Origin of the sequence: Streptomyces alboniger, assembly GCF_008704395.1 — a bacterium.
Taxonomy (GTDB): Bacteria; Actinomycetota; Actinomycetes; order Streptomycetales; family Streptomycetaceae; genus Streptomyces; species Streptomyces alboniger.
Window position 1 is genome coordinate 6,119,096 of sequence record NZ_CP023695.1, and the last position, 17,399, is coordinate 6,136,494.

Consider the following 17,399-nt stretch of genomic DNA (forward strand, 5'->3'; position numbering starts at 1 on the left):
CTTTCTCGTGCTTCGTTCGTGCGTATGAAGGAAGACTAGGAGCCGCGCGAATTCCCGTCCTGGGGTCACGGGTGGAGAAAGGGGGTGGAGACCGGGACTTCGGTTTCCACCCCCCACAGCCCTCCGCAGGGAGGACCCGGACGGACCACTACGCCGACGGGTCCAGGCGCGCGAGCCACTCGTGCACGGCCCGTGCCGTCTCGCCGGCGTGCTCCTCCATCATCGAGAAGTGGTCGCCCGCGGTGTCCAGCGCACTGTGCTCAAGGCGCCAGGAGGACTGCCAGTCCGCCGTGTGCCGCCAGTTCGGCAGCGGCTCCGAAGCCCTCACCAGCAGCGTGGGCGTGGCGATCGGCTGCGGCTGCCAGGCGCCGAACACGCGGAAGTACCCCGCCATCGCGGTGAGCCGCACATCACCGAGCGCCCCCAGGCCGCCCGCCGCCGCGCCCGCCGTGGCCCCGGAGTCCGGCTCCCGCTCGCCGTCCGGGGATCCGGCGCCCCCGATCCGCGTCTGGACCCCCTCGAACGCCTTCGCGTCCAGCGGGTAGATGTCCATCAGGACCAGCGCCCGCGGCTGTACGCCCAGCGACTCCAGCCGGCTCACCAGCGCGTGCGCCAGCATGCCTCCTGAGGAGTGCGCGGCCAGCACGAACGGCTTGCCGTCCGTGTGGGCGAGCAGCGATTCGGCGTGTGCCGCGGCCAGCGCGTCCACACTCGCCGGCAGCGGCTCCCCGGGAACGAAACCGGGTGCCGGCAGCACCGACACGTCACGGACATCGCGGAGCGCGGCGGCGAACCGGGCGTACTCGTGCGGCCCCGACATCGGCAGGACCGAGGGGATGCAGACCAGCTCGGCGCCGGACTCACCCTTGGCCAGCCGGACCACGTCCAGCTCGCCGGACAGCTCCGCGGACGACGCAAACGACGGCCGGAACTCCGAGGCGCTGGTGAGCAGCGTGACGAACTCCTGGAGCCGGCCCAGCTCGCCCGCACGCCGCGCCATCGCCCCGAACACGCTCTCCTGACCGGCCGCGGCGGGTCCCTCCCCTTCCTCGGGGCGCGACGCGGCCGCCGCGCCCATGGCCCGGGTGAGATAGGCGGCCAGCGCCTCCGAGGTGGGGTTCTCGAAGGCGACGGTCGCCGGCAGCCGGACCCCGGTCGCGGCGCCCAGGCGGTTGCGCAGTTCGACGGCGCTCAGCGAGTCGAAGCCCATCTCCAGGAACCTCCGGGTGGGCGCCACCGCGTCAGCGTCGGCGTAGCCGAGGACAGAGGCGGCCTGAGTACGGACGTACTCCAGCATCGCCGCGCCCCGCTCGTGCTCCGGCAGCCCGGCCAGCCGCTCCGTCAGCGACGGGCCCGCGGCCTGTGCCCCGCCGGCGGAACGCCGGGCGACGGTCTTGAAGAGGCCCCGCAACAGCGGCGGCACGCCCGCCGGATCCGCCTGGGCGCGCAGGCCCGCCAGGTCCAGCCGCATCGGCACGAAGAGGGTGCGCTCGTGGTGCCATGCCGTGTCGAACAGCTCAAGACCCTCCCGCGAAGTGAGGCCGGGTATCCGGTTCCCGGTGCGGGCGGCGGCGTCCTCGCCGTTGGCCTCGCCTATCGCGCCGAGACTGTCCAGCCACAGGCCCCAGGCCATCGAGGTGGCCGGCAGGCCCCTGACGCGCCGGTGCTGGGCGAGGGCGTCGACGAACGCGTTGGCGGCCGCGTAGTTGGCCTGGCCGGGGTTGCCCATCACACCGGCCGCGGACGAGAACAGTACGAAGGCACTGAGATCCAGGCCCTCGGTCAGCTCGTGCAGGTGCAGCGCGGCGTCGACCTTGGGGCGCAGGACCTTCGCCAGCCGCTCGGGGGTGAGCCCGTCGAGGACACCGTCGTCCAGCACTCCGGCGCTGTGCACCACCGCCGTCAGCGGATGACCGGCGGGCACATCGGCGAACAGCGCTTCGAGCGCGGCCCGGTCGGAGGTGTCGCAGGCCACCAGCCGGACATCGGCGCCCAGCGCGGTGAGTTCGGCCGTCAGCTCGGCGGCTCCCGCCGCTTGCATGCCGCGCCTGCTGGTCAGCAGCAGATGGCGCGCGCCGTGCTCCGTCACCAGGTGGCGGGCGACCAGGGCGCCCAGTGTCCCGGTGCCGCCGGTGATCAGCACGGTCCCCTTCGGGTCGAGGGCCGTACGCGGCACCACACCGGCCGCCGGATCCGCCCCCGCACCGCTCTCGTCGGCCACCGGGACCCGCGCGAGACGCGGGGTCAGCGCACTGCCCGCACGCAGAGCGATCTCCGGCTCCCCGGAGGCCGCCGCGGCCCACAGCGCGTCGGCCGAGGACCGCTCACCGTCGAGGTCGACGGTGACGAAACGGTCCGGGTTCTCCGCACGCGCCGAACGCAGCAGACCCCACACCGGGGAGTCGGCCAGGCCGGGAACGTCCTCGTCGAGACCGGTGGCCACCGCGTTCCGGGTCACCACGACCAGACGCGCGTCCGCGAGCCGCGGTTCCGCCAGCCACGCCTGGACCAGTTCGAGCGCCTCACGGGCCGCGCGGTGCGCGGCCTCGGCAATCCCGGCCGCATCACCGGAGCCGGCCTCGGAGGCCAGGCCGAGGGGCGCGAAGACCAGCTCGGGGACCGGCCCGCCCGCGGCCAACGCGGCGGTCAGTGCCCCGAGATCGGCGTGCACCGGGCCCGTCGCGCCGGGCAGACCGGCACCGACCACGGCGTACGGTGCCTGCGCGCCGGCCGCCGGGAGCGGCAGCGGCACCCAGTCGACCTGGAACAGCGACTCGTGGTGGCGCGTGCTCGCCGCGCTCAGCTTCTCGGCCGAGATCTGCCGCACCACCAGCGCGTCGGCGGCCACGACCGGACGCCCGGTGGCGTCACCGACCTGGAGGGAGAGCGCCTCCTCGCCCTCGACCGGCGCGAAACGCACCCTAAGGGCCTTCGCACCCTTCGCGTACAGGCTGACGCCGCGCCACGAGAAGGGCAGCCACAGCCCTCCCGCGTCCGACCCGTCGGCCCCGTCGACCGTCCCCGCCGCCACGGCGTGCATCGCCGCGTCCAGCAGAGCCGGGTGCACCCCGAACTCCGCGGCCGCGGAGTGCAGTTCCTCCGGCAGGTCGATCTCGGCGAAGATCTCCGAGCCGCGCCGCCACACCCCGCGCAGCCCCTGGAACGCCGGTCCGTAGCCGATCCCCGCGGCGTGGAACTCGTCGTACAGGCCGTCCACCGGCACCGCCTCGCCGCCCTCGGGTGGCCACGCCGTGAAGTCGAACGACGCGGGCGCGGCGGATCCGGCGAGGGTGCCCGTGGCATGCCGGGTCCACGGCTGCTCGCCCGTGGCGTCGTCGGGGCGGGCGTGGACGCCGACCGCGCGCCTGCCCGTGGCGTCCGGCGCACCGACGACGAGCTGCACGGCGACACCGCCCTCCGCGGGCAGGATCAGCGGGGCCTCGAACGTCAGCTCCTCAAGCACCCCGCAACCCACCCGGTCGCCGGCGTGCAGGGCCAGCTCCACGAAGGCGGTCCCCGGCAGCAGCACGGTGTCCAGCGCGGCGTGGTCCGCGAGCCACGCATGCGTGCGCAGGGAGAGCCGGCCCGAGAGCAACAGACCGTCCTCGTCGGCCCGTTCGATGACGGCGGCCAGCAGCGGATGACCGGCCGGGACAAGCCCGGCGGACGTCACGTCACCGTCATAGGGCCCCGGCTCCAGCCAGTAGCGGCTGCGCTGGAACGCGTACGTCGGCAGCTCCACCCGGCCCTCGGGGCCAGGGCTGATCACGGCGTCCCAGGTGGGCTCGGCCCCGGCGGCGTGGGCGGCGGCCAGGGCGCCGAGGAAGCGCCGCGCACCTCCCTCACCACGTCGCAGGGTGCCCAGGACGACGGCCTCGCCACCGGCGCTCTCCAGGATGCCCTGGAGCGGCACCGTCAGCACCGGATGCGGGCTGACCTCGATGAACATCTGGTGACCCGACGCCAGCAACTCGCGTACCGTGCCATCGAACTCGACGGTCCGCCGCATGTTCTCGTACCAGTACGCGGCGTCCATCGTGGTCGTGTCGAGCAGCTCACCGGTGACGGTCGAGTACAACGGCACCCCAGCCGCCCGCGGCACGACCGGGCCGAGGTCGGCGAGGATCCGCTCCCGCAACGGCTCGACCTGCGCGGAGTGCCCGGCACCCAGGGCGCCCGGCACGCGCCGCACTCGTATCTCCGCCGCCTCCATCGCGGCGACGAACTCGTCGACGGCGTCCGGCACACCGGCCACCACACACGCGCCGGGCCCGTTCACCACCGCGATCGACAGCCGGTCACCGTAGGGCGCGATCCGCTCCCGCACCGACTCCACCGGGGCGAGCACGGACGCCATCGCACCCTTGCCGATCAGCGCGAGCAGCGCCCTGCTGCGCAGCGCGACGATGCGGGCGGCGTCCTGGAGCGACAGCGCGCCCGCGACGTACGCGGCGGCGACCTCACCCTGTGAGTGGCCCACGACGGCGGCGGGCTCCACGCCGCAGGACCGCCACAGCGCGGCGAGCGACACCATCGTGGTGAACAGCATCGGCTGGAGCACATCGAGGCGTTCCGGGTCCGGCGCGCCCGGCGCCCCGCGCAGGGCGTCGGCCACCGACCAGTCGAGGAACTCGGCGAAGGCGGCATCGCACTCGGCGACGGAGGCCGCGAACACCGGCGACGACTCCAGCAGGCCCGCGGCCATGCCGAGCCACTGCGAGCCCTGCCCCGGAAAGACGAACGCGATCTTCCGGTCCGGCCGGGCCATGCCCTGGACGATCAGCGCGTCCCCGGCCTCCTCGCCCGTCTCCGTGGCGCCGTCCGCGAGCGCCGCGAGGCCCCGCAGCAGCCCTTCACGGTCGTCGGCGACCACGGCGGCCCGGTAGTCGAACCGGGCACGCGTGGTCACCAGGGAGTGCGCCACATCCGCCGGGTCAAGCTCGGGCCGGGCGGCGACATGGGCGCGCAGCCGTTCGGCCTGACCGCGCAGCGCCTGCTCCGACTTGGCGGACAGGAGCCAGGGCGCGGCGACCTGCGGCAGCGGCCGGGCGGCGGCCTGCGGGGCACCCTCCGCGGCGGCGTTCTCCGCCGGGTCCCGCGGCGCGGACCCGGTGTCCGCCGGCTCGGGGGCCTGCTCCAGGATCACGTGCGCGTTGGTGCCGCTGACGCCGAACGACGAGACGCCCGCACGGCGGGGCTCCCCGGACTCGGGCCACGGTCGCGACTCCTTGAGCACCGCGACGGAACCGCCCGACCAGTCGACCTTCCGCGTCACCTCACCGACGTGCAGCGTCTTCGGCAGCACCCCGTGCCGCATGGCCATCACCATCTTGATGACACCGCCGACACCGGCCGCGGCCTGCGTATGCCCCACGTTGGACTTGAACGAGCCGACCCACAGGGGCCGGTCGGCGTCACGCGCCTGACCGTACGTGGCGATCAGCGCCTGCGCCTCGATCGGGTCGCCGAGCGTGGTCCCGGTGCCGTGCGCCTCCACCGCGTCCACCTGCTCCGGTGCGAGCCGGGCGTTGGCCAGCGCCTCCTGGATGACGCGCTGCTGGGAAGGCCCGTTCGGCGACGTCAGGCCGTTGGACGCGCCGTCCTGGTTGACCGCTGTACCCCGGATGACGCCCAGGATCCGGTGGCCGTTGCGGCGCGCGTCGGAGAGCCGCTCCAGGAGCAGCATGCCCGCCCCCTCGGAGAACCCCGCGCCGTCCGCGTCCTCGGAGAACGCCTTGCACCGGCCGTCCGCCGCAAGCCCCTGCTGCTTGCTGACCTCGATGAAGGTGCCCGGCGCGCACATGACGGTCGCGCCGCCCGCCAGTGCCATGGAGCACTCGCCGCCCCGCAGCGCCTGAACCGCCAGGTGCAGCGTCACCAGCGACGACGAGCACGCGGTGTCCACGGTCACGGCCGGACCGACCAGGCCGAACGTGTACGACACCCGGCCCGAGGCCACGCTCCCCGAGGTGCCGGTGCTGAGGAAACCGCCGACGCCCTCCGGTAGCACGGGCGCCTGCGCCAGGTAGTCGGTGTTGTTCATCAGGCCCGCGAACACACCGGTCCTGCTGCCCCGCAGCTCGGCCGGGTTGATCCCCGCGCTCTCGAACGCCTCCCAGGACGCTTCGAGCAGCAGCCGCTGCTGCGGCTCCGTCGCGAGCGCCTCACGCGGCGAGATGCCGAAGAACGCGGGGTCGAACTCGGCGGCGCCGTGCACGAACCCGCCGTACACGGTGTCGGAGGTGTATCCCTCACCCTCCTCGCCGGAGCCCTGGAGCGCCGCGATGTCCCAGCCGCGGTCGGTGGGGAACTCCGTGACGCCGTCCCGGCCGTCGCGCACCAGCTCCCAGAGCCCGTCCGGGTCTTCCACCCCGCCCGGGAAGCGGCAGCTCATGCCGACGATCGCGATGGGCTCGTGCGCGCCCGCCTCCAGCTCGCCGAGGCGCTGACGGGTCTGGTGCAGATCGGCCGTGACCTGCTTAAGGAAGTGGCGGAGCTTTTCCTCGTTGGACATGGTGACGCTCTTCTCCTAGCGGGTCAGGAAATGCCGAATTCTCGGCCGATGAACTGGAACATCTCGTCGTCGCTCGCGGAGTCGATCGCGTCCGCCACCGACTCCGTCTCGGCGACCTCGTCGCCGCGGCCCTCGCCCAGGCGGGCCAGCAGCGTCTGGAGGCGGGTGCTGATACGGACCCGCTCGCCGCCGTCCGGGTCGAGCGAGGAGAGCAGCGACTCGAGAGCGTCCAGCTCGTCGTGCACACTGCGCCCGGCTCCGTCGCCGTCGGGCAGCGCGCCCAGCAGGTACTCGGCGAGTTCGACCGGGTTCGGGTAGTCGAAGACCAGCGTGGCGGGCGGCCGCAGTCCGGTCGCCTTGCCCAGCTGGTTGCGCAGCTCGACACCGGTCAGCGAGTCGAACCCCAGCTCCCGGAAGGCGCGGTCCGCGGGCACCTCCGACACACTCGCGAAACCGAGCACCGACGCGGCCTGCTGCCGTACGAGATCGAGCAGCGCGGCACGCCGCTCCTCACGCGACAGCCCGGCGAGGCGCTGCGTCAGCGTTTCGCTCTCGGCCGGTGAAGTGGCCTGCGCGGTACGGCGGTTGGGGGCGCGTACGAGTCCGCGGAGCAGCGGCGGTACGCCGGTCGAGGTGGCCTGGGCGCGTACGGCGGCCAGGTCGAGGTGCATGGGCACGAGCAGGGCCTGCTCGGTGGCCCACGCGGCGTCGAGGAGGTGGAGGCCCTCGGCGTGGGTGAGGCCGGTCATGCCGCCGCGGTTCATGCGGTCGGCGTTGGTGCCGCCCAGGTCGGCGGTCATGCCGCCGGTCTGTTCCCAGGCGCCCCAGGCGAGTGAGGTGGCGGGCAGGCCGAGGGTGTGGCGGTGGTGGGCGAGGGCGTCGAGGAAGGTGTTGGCGGCGGCGTAGTTGGCTTGGCCGGGGTTGCCGAGGACGCCGGCGGCGGAGGAGAAGAGGACGAAGGCGGAGAGGTTCAGTTCGCGTGTGAGTTCGTGGAGGTTGAGGGCGGCGTCCGCCTTGGGCCGCAGGACTGTGTCGAGGCGTTCGGGGGTGAGGGAGTTGATGACTCCGTCGTCCAGGACACCGGCGGTGTGGATGACGGCGGTGAGGGGGCGGGTGTCGTCGACCGAGTCGAGCAGCGTCTCCAGTGAGCCGCGGTCGGCGGCGTCGCAGGCGGCGATCTCCACGGTGTCCGCGCCGAGTTCGGTCAGTTCGGCGGCGAGCTGCGGGGCGCCTTCGGCGTCGAGTCCTCGGCGGCTGGTGAGGATGAGGTGGCGTGCGCCGTGTTCGGTGACGAGGTGGCGGGCCACAAGCGAGCCGAGGGCGCCGGTGCCGCCGGTGATGAGGACGGTCCCGGCCGGGTCCAGGGCAGGGGTGGTCTGGTCGGTGTCGGTGCCGGTGATGGGCTCCCGGGCCAGACGCGGCACGCGCAGAGCGCCGTCACGGAGTACGGCTTCCGGCTCGTCGGAGCCGAGGAGCGACCACAGCGGGGTGAGTTCCGAGGTCGCCTCGTCGAGGTCTAGGAGGACGAGCCGGTCGGGGTTCTCGGCCTGCGCGGCGCGTACGAGGCCCCAGACCGTCGCGTTCGCCAGGTCTCGCACCGTGTCGTCCGGACCGGTGGCGACTGCACCGCGCGTGACGAACACCAGCCGGGACTCGGCGAAACGGTCTTCCGCCAGCCACTCCTGGACCAGGGACAACGCGTGATGCGCGGCCCGATGTGCGGCGGTGCCCGTGTCCGTGCCTTCGGAGGCGGGGACGGCGGCGAGGACGACCTCGGGAACAGTCTCGGAGCCGGCGAGTTCCGCCAGGTCCATGACGGTCACCGCGTCGACACCGGAGCCCTTGAGCAGGCGCTGGAGACCGTCATCGGCCCCGACGACGGCACAGGAGAGTGCCGGGGCGGTCGGGTCGGCCGCGGGGGTGGTGAGCCCGGTCCAGTCGACGCGGAAGAGAGCGTCGTGCGTGGCCTCGCGGCCCCCGGTCAGCTGCTCGGCCGCGAGCGCGCGCAGCGTCAACGACTCCACCGACGCCACGTGGGCGCCTGTCTCGTCGGCGACGGTCAACGACACCGCGTTGGCACCGCCGGACCCGGCGGCACCGGCGGCACCGGCCGGGGACAGCCGCACGCGGAGTGCGGAGGCGCCGGTCGCGTGCAGGGAGACACCGTTCCACGCGAAGGGCAGCCACGGGCCGCTCTCCGGCTGGCCCTCGCCCGGCGCTCCCACGAAGTCGCCCAGGGCCACGGCGTGCAGAGCGGCGTCGAGGAGTGCGGGGTGGAGCCCATAGCCGCTGGTCGCGGTGGACTCGGGCAGCGCCACTTCGGCGTAGACGTCGGTGCCGAGCCGCCAGGCGGCGCGCAGGCCCTGGAACACCGGCCCGTACGCGAGACCGGCCCCCATGAGATCGGCGTAGAGGCCCTCCGTGTCCAACGGCTCGGCGCCCTTGGGCGGCCACACCGGCAGGCCGGCCGAGGTGCCCGGCGTGTTCTCCGCCAGGAGACCGGAGGCGTGGCGGGTCCACGGCTCCGCGGCGTCCGCCTCGTCCGGACGGGAGTAGATCCCGACCTGACGCAGCCCGTTCTCCTCGGCGGCACCCGCCGTCACCCGGAGGGCGATACCACCGCGTTCGGGGAGGACGAGGGGGGCTTCGAGCGTCAGCTCCTCGACCTGACCGCACCCGACCTGGTCACCGGCGTGGATGGCCAGCTCGACCAGTCCGGTGCCGGGGACGAGGACGGTGTCCATGACTGCGTGGTCGGCGAGCCAGGGGTGCGACTGGAGGGACAGACGGCCGGTGAGCAGGACACCGTCGGAGTCGGGGAGAGCGATGGTGGCGCCGAGCAGCGGATGGCTGGTGGCGGACTGACCGAGCCCCGACGCGTCGCCGGTGGTGGACAGCGGCTGGAGCCAGTAGTGCTGATGCTGGAAGGCGTAGGTGGGGAGGTCGACGCGGTGTGCGTCGTGGCCTGCGAAGACGCCGTTCCAGTCGAGTTCGGCGCCGTGGATGTGGGCGGTGCCGATGGCCTGGGTGAGGGTTTCCGTTTCGGGGCGGTTCTTTCGGAGTACGGGGGTGAAGTGTGCCTCTTCTGTGTCGGTGAGGGTTTGCTGGGCCATGGCGGAGAGGGTTCCGTCGGGGCCCAGCTCGATGAAGGTGGTGACGCCCTGTTCCGAGAGGTGGGTGATGCCGTCGGCGAAGCGGACGGCTTGGCGGACGTGGCGGACCCAGTACTCGGTGGTGCAGAGGTCGTCGCCTGCGGCGAGCTGGCCGGTGAGGTTGGAGACGACCGGGATGCTCGGGGTGCCGTAGGACAGACCTGCTGCGATGGTGCGGAACTCCTCCAGCATGGGTTCCATGCGGGGGGAGTGGAAGGCGTGGCTGACGCGCAACTGGTGGACCTTGCGGCCCTGCTCGCGCCAGTGCTCCAGCACCTCGACTACGGCCGTCTCGTCACCGGAAACCACGACCGAGGTAGGCCCGTTGATGGCGGCGATGGCAATCTCGGACTCGCGGCCTTCGATTGTCTCCAGAACCTCAGCTTCGGTGGCCTGGATCGCGGCCATGGCCCCGCCAGCGGGGAGCGCCTGCATGAGGCGACCGCGCGCGGCGACGAGCTTGGCGGCGTCTTCCAGGGTGAAGACGCCGGAGACGTGCGCGGCGGCCAGTTCGCCCACGGAGTGTCCGACGAGGAAGTCAGGGGTCAGCCCCCACGCCTCCACCAGCCGGAAGAGCGCGACCTCAATGGCGAACAGCGCAGCCTGCGTGTAAACGGTCTGGTCGATCAGACCGGCGTCACCGCTGTCCGTGCCGAAGACGACGTCCTTCAGCGGACGCTCCAGCTGCCCGTCAAAGTGCGCACACACTTCATCAAAGGCTGCGGCGAACACCGGATAGGTCTCATACAGCTCGCGGCCCATCCCGGCCCGCTGGCTGCCCTGCCCCGTGAACAGGAACGCCAGCTTGCCGCGCCGCACGCTCCCCGAGGTGACGGCACCGGACGGCTCGCCCGCAGCCAACGCCTGCACGCCCGCGAGGAGTTCATGCACATCAGAACCCGTGATGACGGCCCGGTGCTCGAAGCGGGCCCGCGTTACGGCGAGGGAGTACCCCACGTCCGCCGCACGCAGCTCGGAGTTGTTCCGCAGGAAGGAGTACAGCCGCTCGGCCTGCGCCCGCAGCGCCCCCTCCGTCTTACCGGACAGGACCCACGGCACAACCCCACCGACCGCGCCCGGCGCGGTCGACGGCACTGGCTCGGCTTCGGCCGCGAACTGCTCGATCACGACGTGGGCGTTGGTGCCGCTGATGCCGAAGGAGGAGACGGCGGCTCGGCGGGGGCGGCCGGTCTCGGGCCATTGCTGGGCCTGGGTGAGGAGGGCAACGTCGCCTGCCGACCAGTCGACGTGCGGGGAGGGTTCGTCGACGTGGAGGGTCTTGGGCATGACGCCGTTGCGCAGCGCGAGGACCATCTTGATGATGCCGGCGACGCCGGCGGCGGCCTGGGTGTGGCCGAGGTTGGACTTGATCGAGCCGAGCCACAGCGGCTCGGAGCCCTCGCGGTCCTGGCCGTACGTGGCAAGGAGCGCCTGTGCCTCGATCGGGTCACCCAGTCGCGTGCCCGTGCCGTGTGCTTCGACGACGTCCACATCGGTTGTCGACAGGTTGGCGTTGGCCAGGGCCTGGCGGATGACGCGCTGCTGGGAGGGACCGTTGGGGGCGGTGAGGCCGTTGGAGGCGCCGTCCTGGTTGACGGCGGAGCCGCGCACGACGGCGAGGACCTGGTGGCCGTTGCGCTTGGCGTCGGAGAGGCGTTCGACGAGGAGCATGCCCACGCCCTCGGACCAGCCGGTGCCGTCGGCGGCGCCGGCGAACGGCTTGCAACGGCCGTTCAGGGCGAGGCCGCGCTGGAGGGCGAAGCTGGAGAAGGTGTCCGGCGTCGGCATGACCGTCACACCACCGGCCAAGGCCAAGGAGCACTCGCCCCGGCGCAGCGACTGCGCGGCCAGATGGAGGGCGACGAGCGAGGACGAGCACGCGGTGTCCACGGTGACGGCCGGGCCCTCGAACCCGAACGTGTACGACACCCGTCCCGAGATGACACTGCTCGATCCGCCCGTGCCGAGGAAGCCCTCGACACCCTCCGGGATCTCCGTCGGGCGCGAGGCGTAGTTGTGGTACATCACGCCGGCGAAAATGCCCGTTGAACTGCCGCGTACGGAGGCCGGGTCGATGCCCGCGCGCTCCAGCGCCTCCCAGGAGGCTTCGAGAAGCAGCCGCTGCTGCGGGTCCATCGCCACGGCCTCACGCGGGGAGATCCCGAAGAAGGCAGGGTCGAAGTCGCCCGCGCCCCGCAGGAATCCGCCTTCCAGAGCGTACGACTCCCCGTCGAGCTCCGGGTCCTCGCCGAAGACCCGCTCAAGGTCCCAGCCGCGGTCGGTGGGGAAGGGGGTGATGCCGTCGCCGCCGTCGAGCAGGAACCGCCACATCTCCTCGGGCGTGGTGATTCCGCCCGGGTAGCGGCAGGCCATGCCGACGATCGCGATCGGCTCGTCGTCCGCGGACGCGCCAGTCGAGGCGGCGGCCTCGATCACCGCATGGGTGTCCGTCAGCTCGGCCACCAAGAAGTCGGCGACGGCCGTCGCGTTCGGGTGATCGAAGACGAGGGTGGCGGGGAGACGCAGCCCGACAGCCGTACCGAGTTGGTTGCGGAACTCGACGGCCGTCAGCGAGTCGAACCCGAACTCCTTGAACGCCTTCTCGGGGTCGACCGATTCGGCATCGGGATAGCTGAGCACCGCGGCGACCCGAGCCCTGACCAGCCCGAGCGCGAACGCGTGCCGCTCACTGGGCGCATGCGCGACCAGCTGCTTCGCCCACTCCCCGCGCGCCGCCCCCGGAACGCCGGTGCGGGCACTGCGGCGGTTGGGTGCGCGGACGAGTCCGCGCAGCAGTGGCGGTACGCCGGTCGAGGTGGCCTGGGCGCGCACGGCGGCCAGGTCGAGGCGTACGGGTACGAGCAGCGTCTGCTCGGCTGTCCACGCGGTGTCGAGGAGGTGGAGGCCTTCCGTTTCGGTGAGGCCGTTGAGGCGGTGCCGGTCGGCGTCGGTGAGGTCGGCGGTCATACCGCTCGCCTGCTCCCAGGCGCCCCAGGCGAGTGAGGTGGCGGGCAGGCCGAGGGTGTGGCGGTGGTGGGCGAGTGCGTCGAGGAAGGTGTTGGCGGCGGCGTAGTTGGCTTGGCCGGGGTTGCCGAGGACGCCGGCGGCGGAGGAGAAGAGGACGAAGGCGGAGAGCCCGAGATCCCACGTGAGTTCGTGGAGGTTGAGGGCGGCATCGACCTTGGGACGCAGGACCGCGTCGAGTCGGTCAGGGGTGAGGGAGTTGATGACTCCGTCGTCCAGGACACCGGCGGTGTGGATGACGGCGGTGAGGGGGCGCGCGTCGTTGATCGAGTTGAGCAGGGCCTCCAGCGCGTCGCGGTCGGCGGCGTCGCAGGCGGCGATCTCCACGGTGTCCGCGCCGAGTTGGGCCAGTTCGGCGGCGAGCTGCGGGGCGCCTTCGGCGTCGAGTCCTCGGCGGCTGGTGAGGATGAGGTGGCGTGCGCCGTGTTCGGTGACGAGGTGGCGGGCGACGAGGGAGCCCAGAGCACCCGTGCCGCCGGTGATCAGGACGGTCCCGGACGGGGCCAGGCTGAGGTCCGCCGGGTCGGTGCCGGTGAGGGGCACCCGGGCCAGACGCGGCACGCGGACCGTGCCGTGACGGAGCGCGGCCTCGGGCTCGTCGGAGGCGATGACCGGCCACAGCGCGCCGAGTTCGGGCGACACTTCATCGGCGTCGATGAGGACGAACCGGTCGGGGTTCTCGGCCTGCGCGGAGCGTACGAGGCCCCAGACGGGAGCATTGGCCAGGTCGGTGACAGCATCCTCGGGACCGGCGGCGACGGCGCCGCGCGTGACGAAGACCAGGCGGGAGTCGGCGAACCGGTCTTCCGCCAGCCACTCCTGAACCAGGGCCAGGGCCCGATGAGCGGCGAGGCGTGCGGCGTCCGCCGTACCTGTGCCCTCCTCGGCATCGAGGGGGACGAAGACGACCTCGGGGATCGTGTCGGCGGCGACGAGACCGGTCAGGTCCGCGAACAGAGGACCGTCCGTGAAGGAGGTCGCCCCACCCAGCACGGCGTAGGACTTGGACTCGGCGGCCGGCACCGACAGCTCCGTCCACTCCACGTGGAACAGGGACTCGGCGAAGTTTTCGGTGCCTGCGGTGAGTTGTTCGGTGGTGATGGCGCGGAGGACGAGGGAGTCCGCGGTGGCGACGGGGGTGCCGGTTTCGTCGGTTGCGGTGATGGATACGGCGTCGGTGCCGGTGGGGGTGAGTTTGACGCGGAGTACGGAGGCTCCGGTGGCGTGGAGGGCCACGCCGGTCCAGGCGAAGGGCAGGAGTGCGTGGTCGGTTGTTTCGGTGAAGTCGCCGAGGGCCACGGCGTGCAGGGCGGCGTCCAGGAGTGCGGGGTGCAGTCCGAAGCCGTCGGTGGAGGTGTCCTCGGGGAGGGCGACCTCGGCGTAGACGGCGTCGTCCAGCCGCCAGGCGGCACGCAGCCCCTGGAACACCGGCCCGTACGAAAGACCGACCGCCGCCAAGTCGGCGTAGAGGTTGTCGAGTTCCACGGCCTCGGCGCCCTTCGGCGGCCAGACCGACAGCTCGGGCGAGGCGACCGGGGTGGTGTCGTTCAGCGAGCCGACCGCGTGAAGGATCCATGGAGTGTCGGGCTCGGCGTCGTCGCGGCGCGAATAGATGGCGACGGACCGGCGACCCCCCTCGTCGGCGGCCTCCACCGCGACGCGCAGCGCGACACCACCGTGCTCGGGGAGTACGAGCGGGGCCTGGAGCGTCAGCTCCTCCAGGGACCCGCAGCCGACCTGGTCACCGGCGTGGATGGCCAGCTCGACCAGTCCGGTGCCAGGGACGAGGACGGTGTCCATGACGGTGTGGTCGACGAGCCAGGGGTGCGACTGGAGGGACAGCCGCCCCGCGAGAAGCACCTCGTCGGACTCCGGGATGGTCACGGCGGCGCCCAGCAGCGGATGCCCGGTCGTCCCGAGACCGAGGCTGGTCGCGTCGCCACCGGGGGCCGGCATGTCCAGCCAGTAGCGCTCGTGCTGGAAGGCGTAGGTCGGAAGTTCGACGCGCTGTGCGCCCCGGCCTGCGAAGACGCCGTCCCAGTCGAGATCCCGTCCGCGTATGTGGGCTTGGGTGACGGCCTGGGTGAAGGTGTCGGCTTCGGGGCGGTTCTTGCGGAGTACGGGCGTGAAGGCCGCGGTGTCGGTGTCGGTGAGGGTTTGCTGGGCCATGGCGGAGAGGGTGCCGTCGGGGCCCAGCTCGATGAAGGACGTGACGCCTTGTTCGGCGAGGAACGCGATGCCGTCTGCGAAGCGGACGGCCTGGCGGACGTGGCGGACCCAGTACTCGGTGGTGCAGAGGTCGTCGCCTGCGGCGAGCTGGCCGGTGAGGTTGGAGACGACCGGGATGCTCGGAGTCCCGTAGGACAGGCCCGCCGCGATGGTGCGGAACTCGTCCAGCATGGGTTCCATGCGGGGGGAGTGGAAGGCGTGGCTGACGCGGAGCTGGTGGACCTTGCGGCCCTGCTCGCGCCAGTGCTCCAGCACCTCGACTACGGCGGTCTCGTCGCCGGAAACCACGACGGACGTGGGCCCGTTGATGGCGGCAATAGCGATCTCGGACTCGCGGCCTTCGAGCGTCTCCAGAACCTCAGCTTCGGTGGCCTGGATCGCGGCCATGGCCCCACCGACGGGGAGCGCCTGCATGAGGCGACCGCGCGCGGCGACGAGCTTGGTCGCGTCGCCGAGGGTGAAGACACCGGAGACGTGCGCGGCGGCCAGTTCGCCCACGGAGTGTCCGACGAGGAAGTCAGGGGTCAGCCCCCACGCCTCCACCAGCCGGAAGAGCGCGACCTCGATCGCGAAGAGCGCAGCCTGCGTGTAGACGGTCTGGTCGATCAGACCGGCGTCCCCGCCGCTCGTGCCGAAGACGACGTCCTTCAGCGGACGCTCCAGCTGCCCCTCAAAGTGCGCACACACCTCATCGAAGGCTGCGGCGAACACCGGATAGGTCTCATACAGCTCGCGGCCCATTCCGGTCCGCTGGCTGCCCTGCCCCGTGAACAGGAACGCCAGCTTGCCGCGCCGCACGCTCCCCGAGGTGACGGCACCGGACGGCTCGCCCGTAGCCAACGCCTGCACACCCGCGAGGAGTTCATTCACATCAGAACCCGTGATGACGGCCCGGTGCTCGAACCGGGCCCGCGTCACGGCGAGGGAGTAGCCCACGTCCGCCGCACGCAGCTCGGAGTGCTCCCGTACGAACGAGTGCAGCCGCTCGGCCTGCGCCCGCAGTGCCCCCTCAGTCTTACCGGACAGCACCCACGGCACGACCCCACCAGCAACAGGAGCCTCGGGGGCCGCTTCGGTGTCGACGGTCGGCGCCTGCTCCAGCACCACATGGGCGTTCGTGCCACTGACGCCGAACGACGACACCGCGGCCCGTCGGGGTCGGCCGGTCTCCGGCCACTCCCGTGCCTCGGTCAGCAGAGACACCGCGCCCGCGGTCCAGTCGATCTTCGAGGAAGGAGCGTCCACGTGCAGGGTCTTCGGCATGACACCGGCGCGCAGCGCGAGGATCATCTTGATGATGCCCGCGACACCGGCCGCCGCCTGCGTGTGACCGACGTTCGACTTGAAGGACCCCAGCCACAGGGGCTGCTCCGCGGAACGCTCCTTGCCGTAGGTGGCCAGCAGGGCCTGGGCCTCGATCGGGTCGCCCAGCCGTGTGCCCGTGCCGTGGGCCTCGACGACGTCCACATCGGCCGTCGACAGACCGGCGTTGGCGAGGGCCTGGCGGATGACACGCTGCTGGGAGGGCCCGTTGGGGGCGGTCAGGCCACTGCTCGCGCCGTCCTGGTTGACGGCCGAGCCGCGGACGACCGCGAGCACCTTGTGGCCGTTGCGCTCCGCGTCCGAGAGCCGCTCCAGGAGCAGCATGCCGACGCCCTCGGAGAACCCCGTTCCGTCGGCCGCGTCGGCGAAGGCCTTGCAGCGGCCGTCGAGCGCGAGGCCCCGCTGGCGTGAGAACTCCAGGTACGTACCGGGAGTCGCCATCACGGTGGCGCCACCGGCCAGGGCGAGGGTGCAGTCGCCGTTGCGCAGCGCCTGGGCGGCCAGGTGCAGTGTCACGAGGGACGACGAGCACGCCGTGTCGACGGTCACGGCGGGGCCTTCGAGGCCCAGGGTGTAGGAGACGCGGCCGGAGGCGACGCTGCCGGAGCCGCCCGTGCCCAGGAAGCCCTCCAGGCCCTCGGGGATGCCCTCCTGCGCGGGAGACGGCGTGTAGTCGGTGTTGTTCATCAGGCCCGCGAACACACCGGTCTTGCTGCCGTGCACCGACTCCGGGTCGATCCCGGCCCGCTCGAACGCCTCCCAGGAGGCTTCGAGCAGCAGCCGCTGCTGCGGGTCCATCGCCAGCGCCTCACGCGGCGAGATCCGGAAGAAGGTGGGGTCGAAGTCCCCGGCGCCTTCCAGGAATCCACCGCGCGGCACCCGCTTCTCGCCGGTTCCGCCGGCCGCCTCCTCGTCCGCGAGCGACAGGGCGTCGAGATCCCACCCGCGATCGGCGGGGACCTCCGTGATGCCGTCCCGCCCCTCGGCGACCAGCTGCCACATCTCCTCGGGCGTGGTGATTCCGCCCGGGTAGCGGCAGGCCATGCCGATGACGGCGATCGGCTCGCGATCCTTGTCCTGCGCCTCCTGGAGGCGGCGCCGGGTATCGCGCAGGTCGGCCGTCGCCCGCTTGAGGTAGTCGACCAATTTTTCTTCGT

At 72.4% G+C, this 17,399-nt stretch carries 2 pseudogenes; both read right to left on the reverse strand.

The features are described from left to right. Window positions 1-148 precede the first annotated feature (148 nt). Window positions 149-6,511 (reverse strand): annotated as a pseudogene (locus tag CP975_RS27290) (type I polyketide synthase); the annotation flags it as partial. A 26-nt stretch (window positions 6,512-6,537) separates the two neighbouring features. Continuing rightward, window positions 6,538-17,367 (reverse strand): annotated as a pseudogene (locus tag CP975_RS27295) (type I polyketide synthase); the annotation flags it as partial. Window positions 17,368-17,399: the final 32 nt, after the last annotated feature.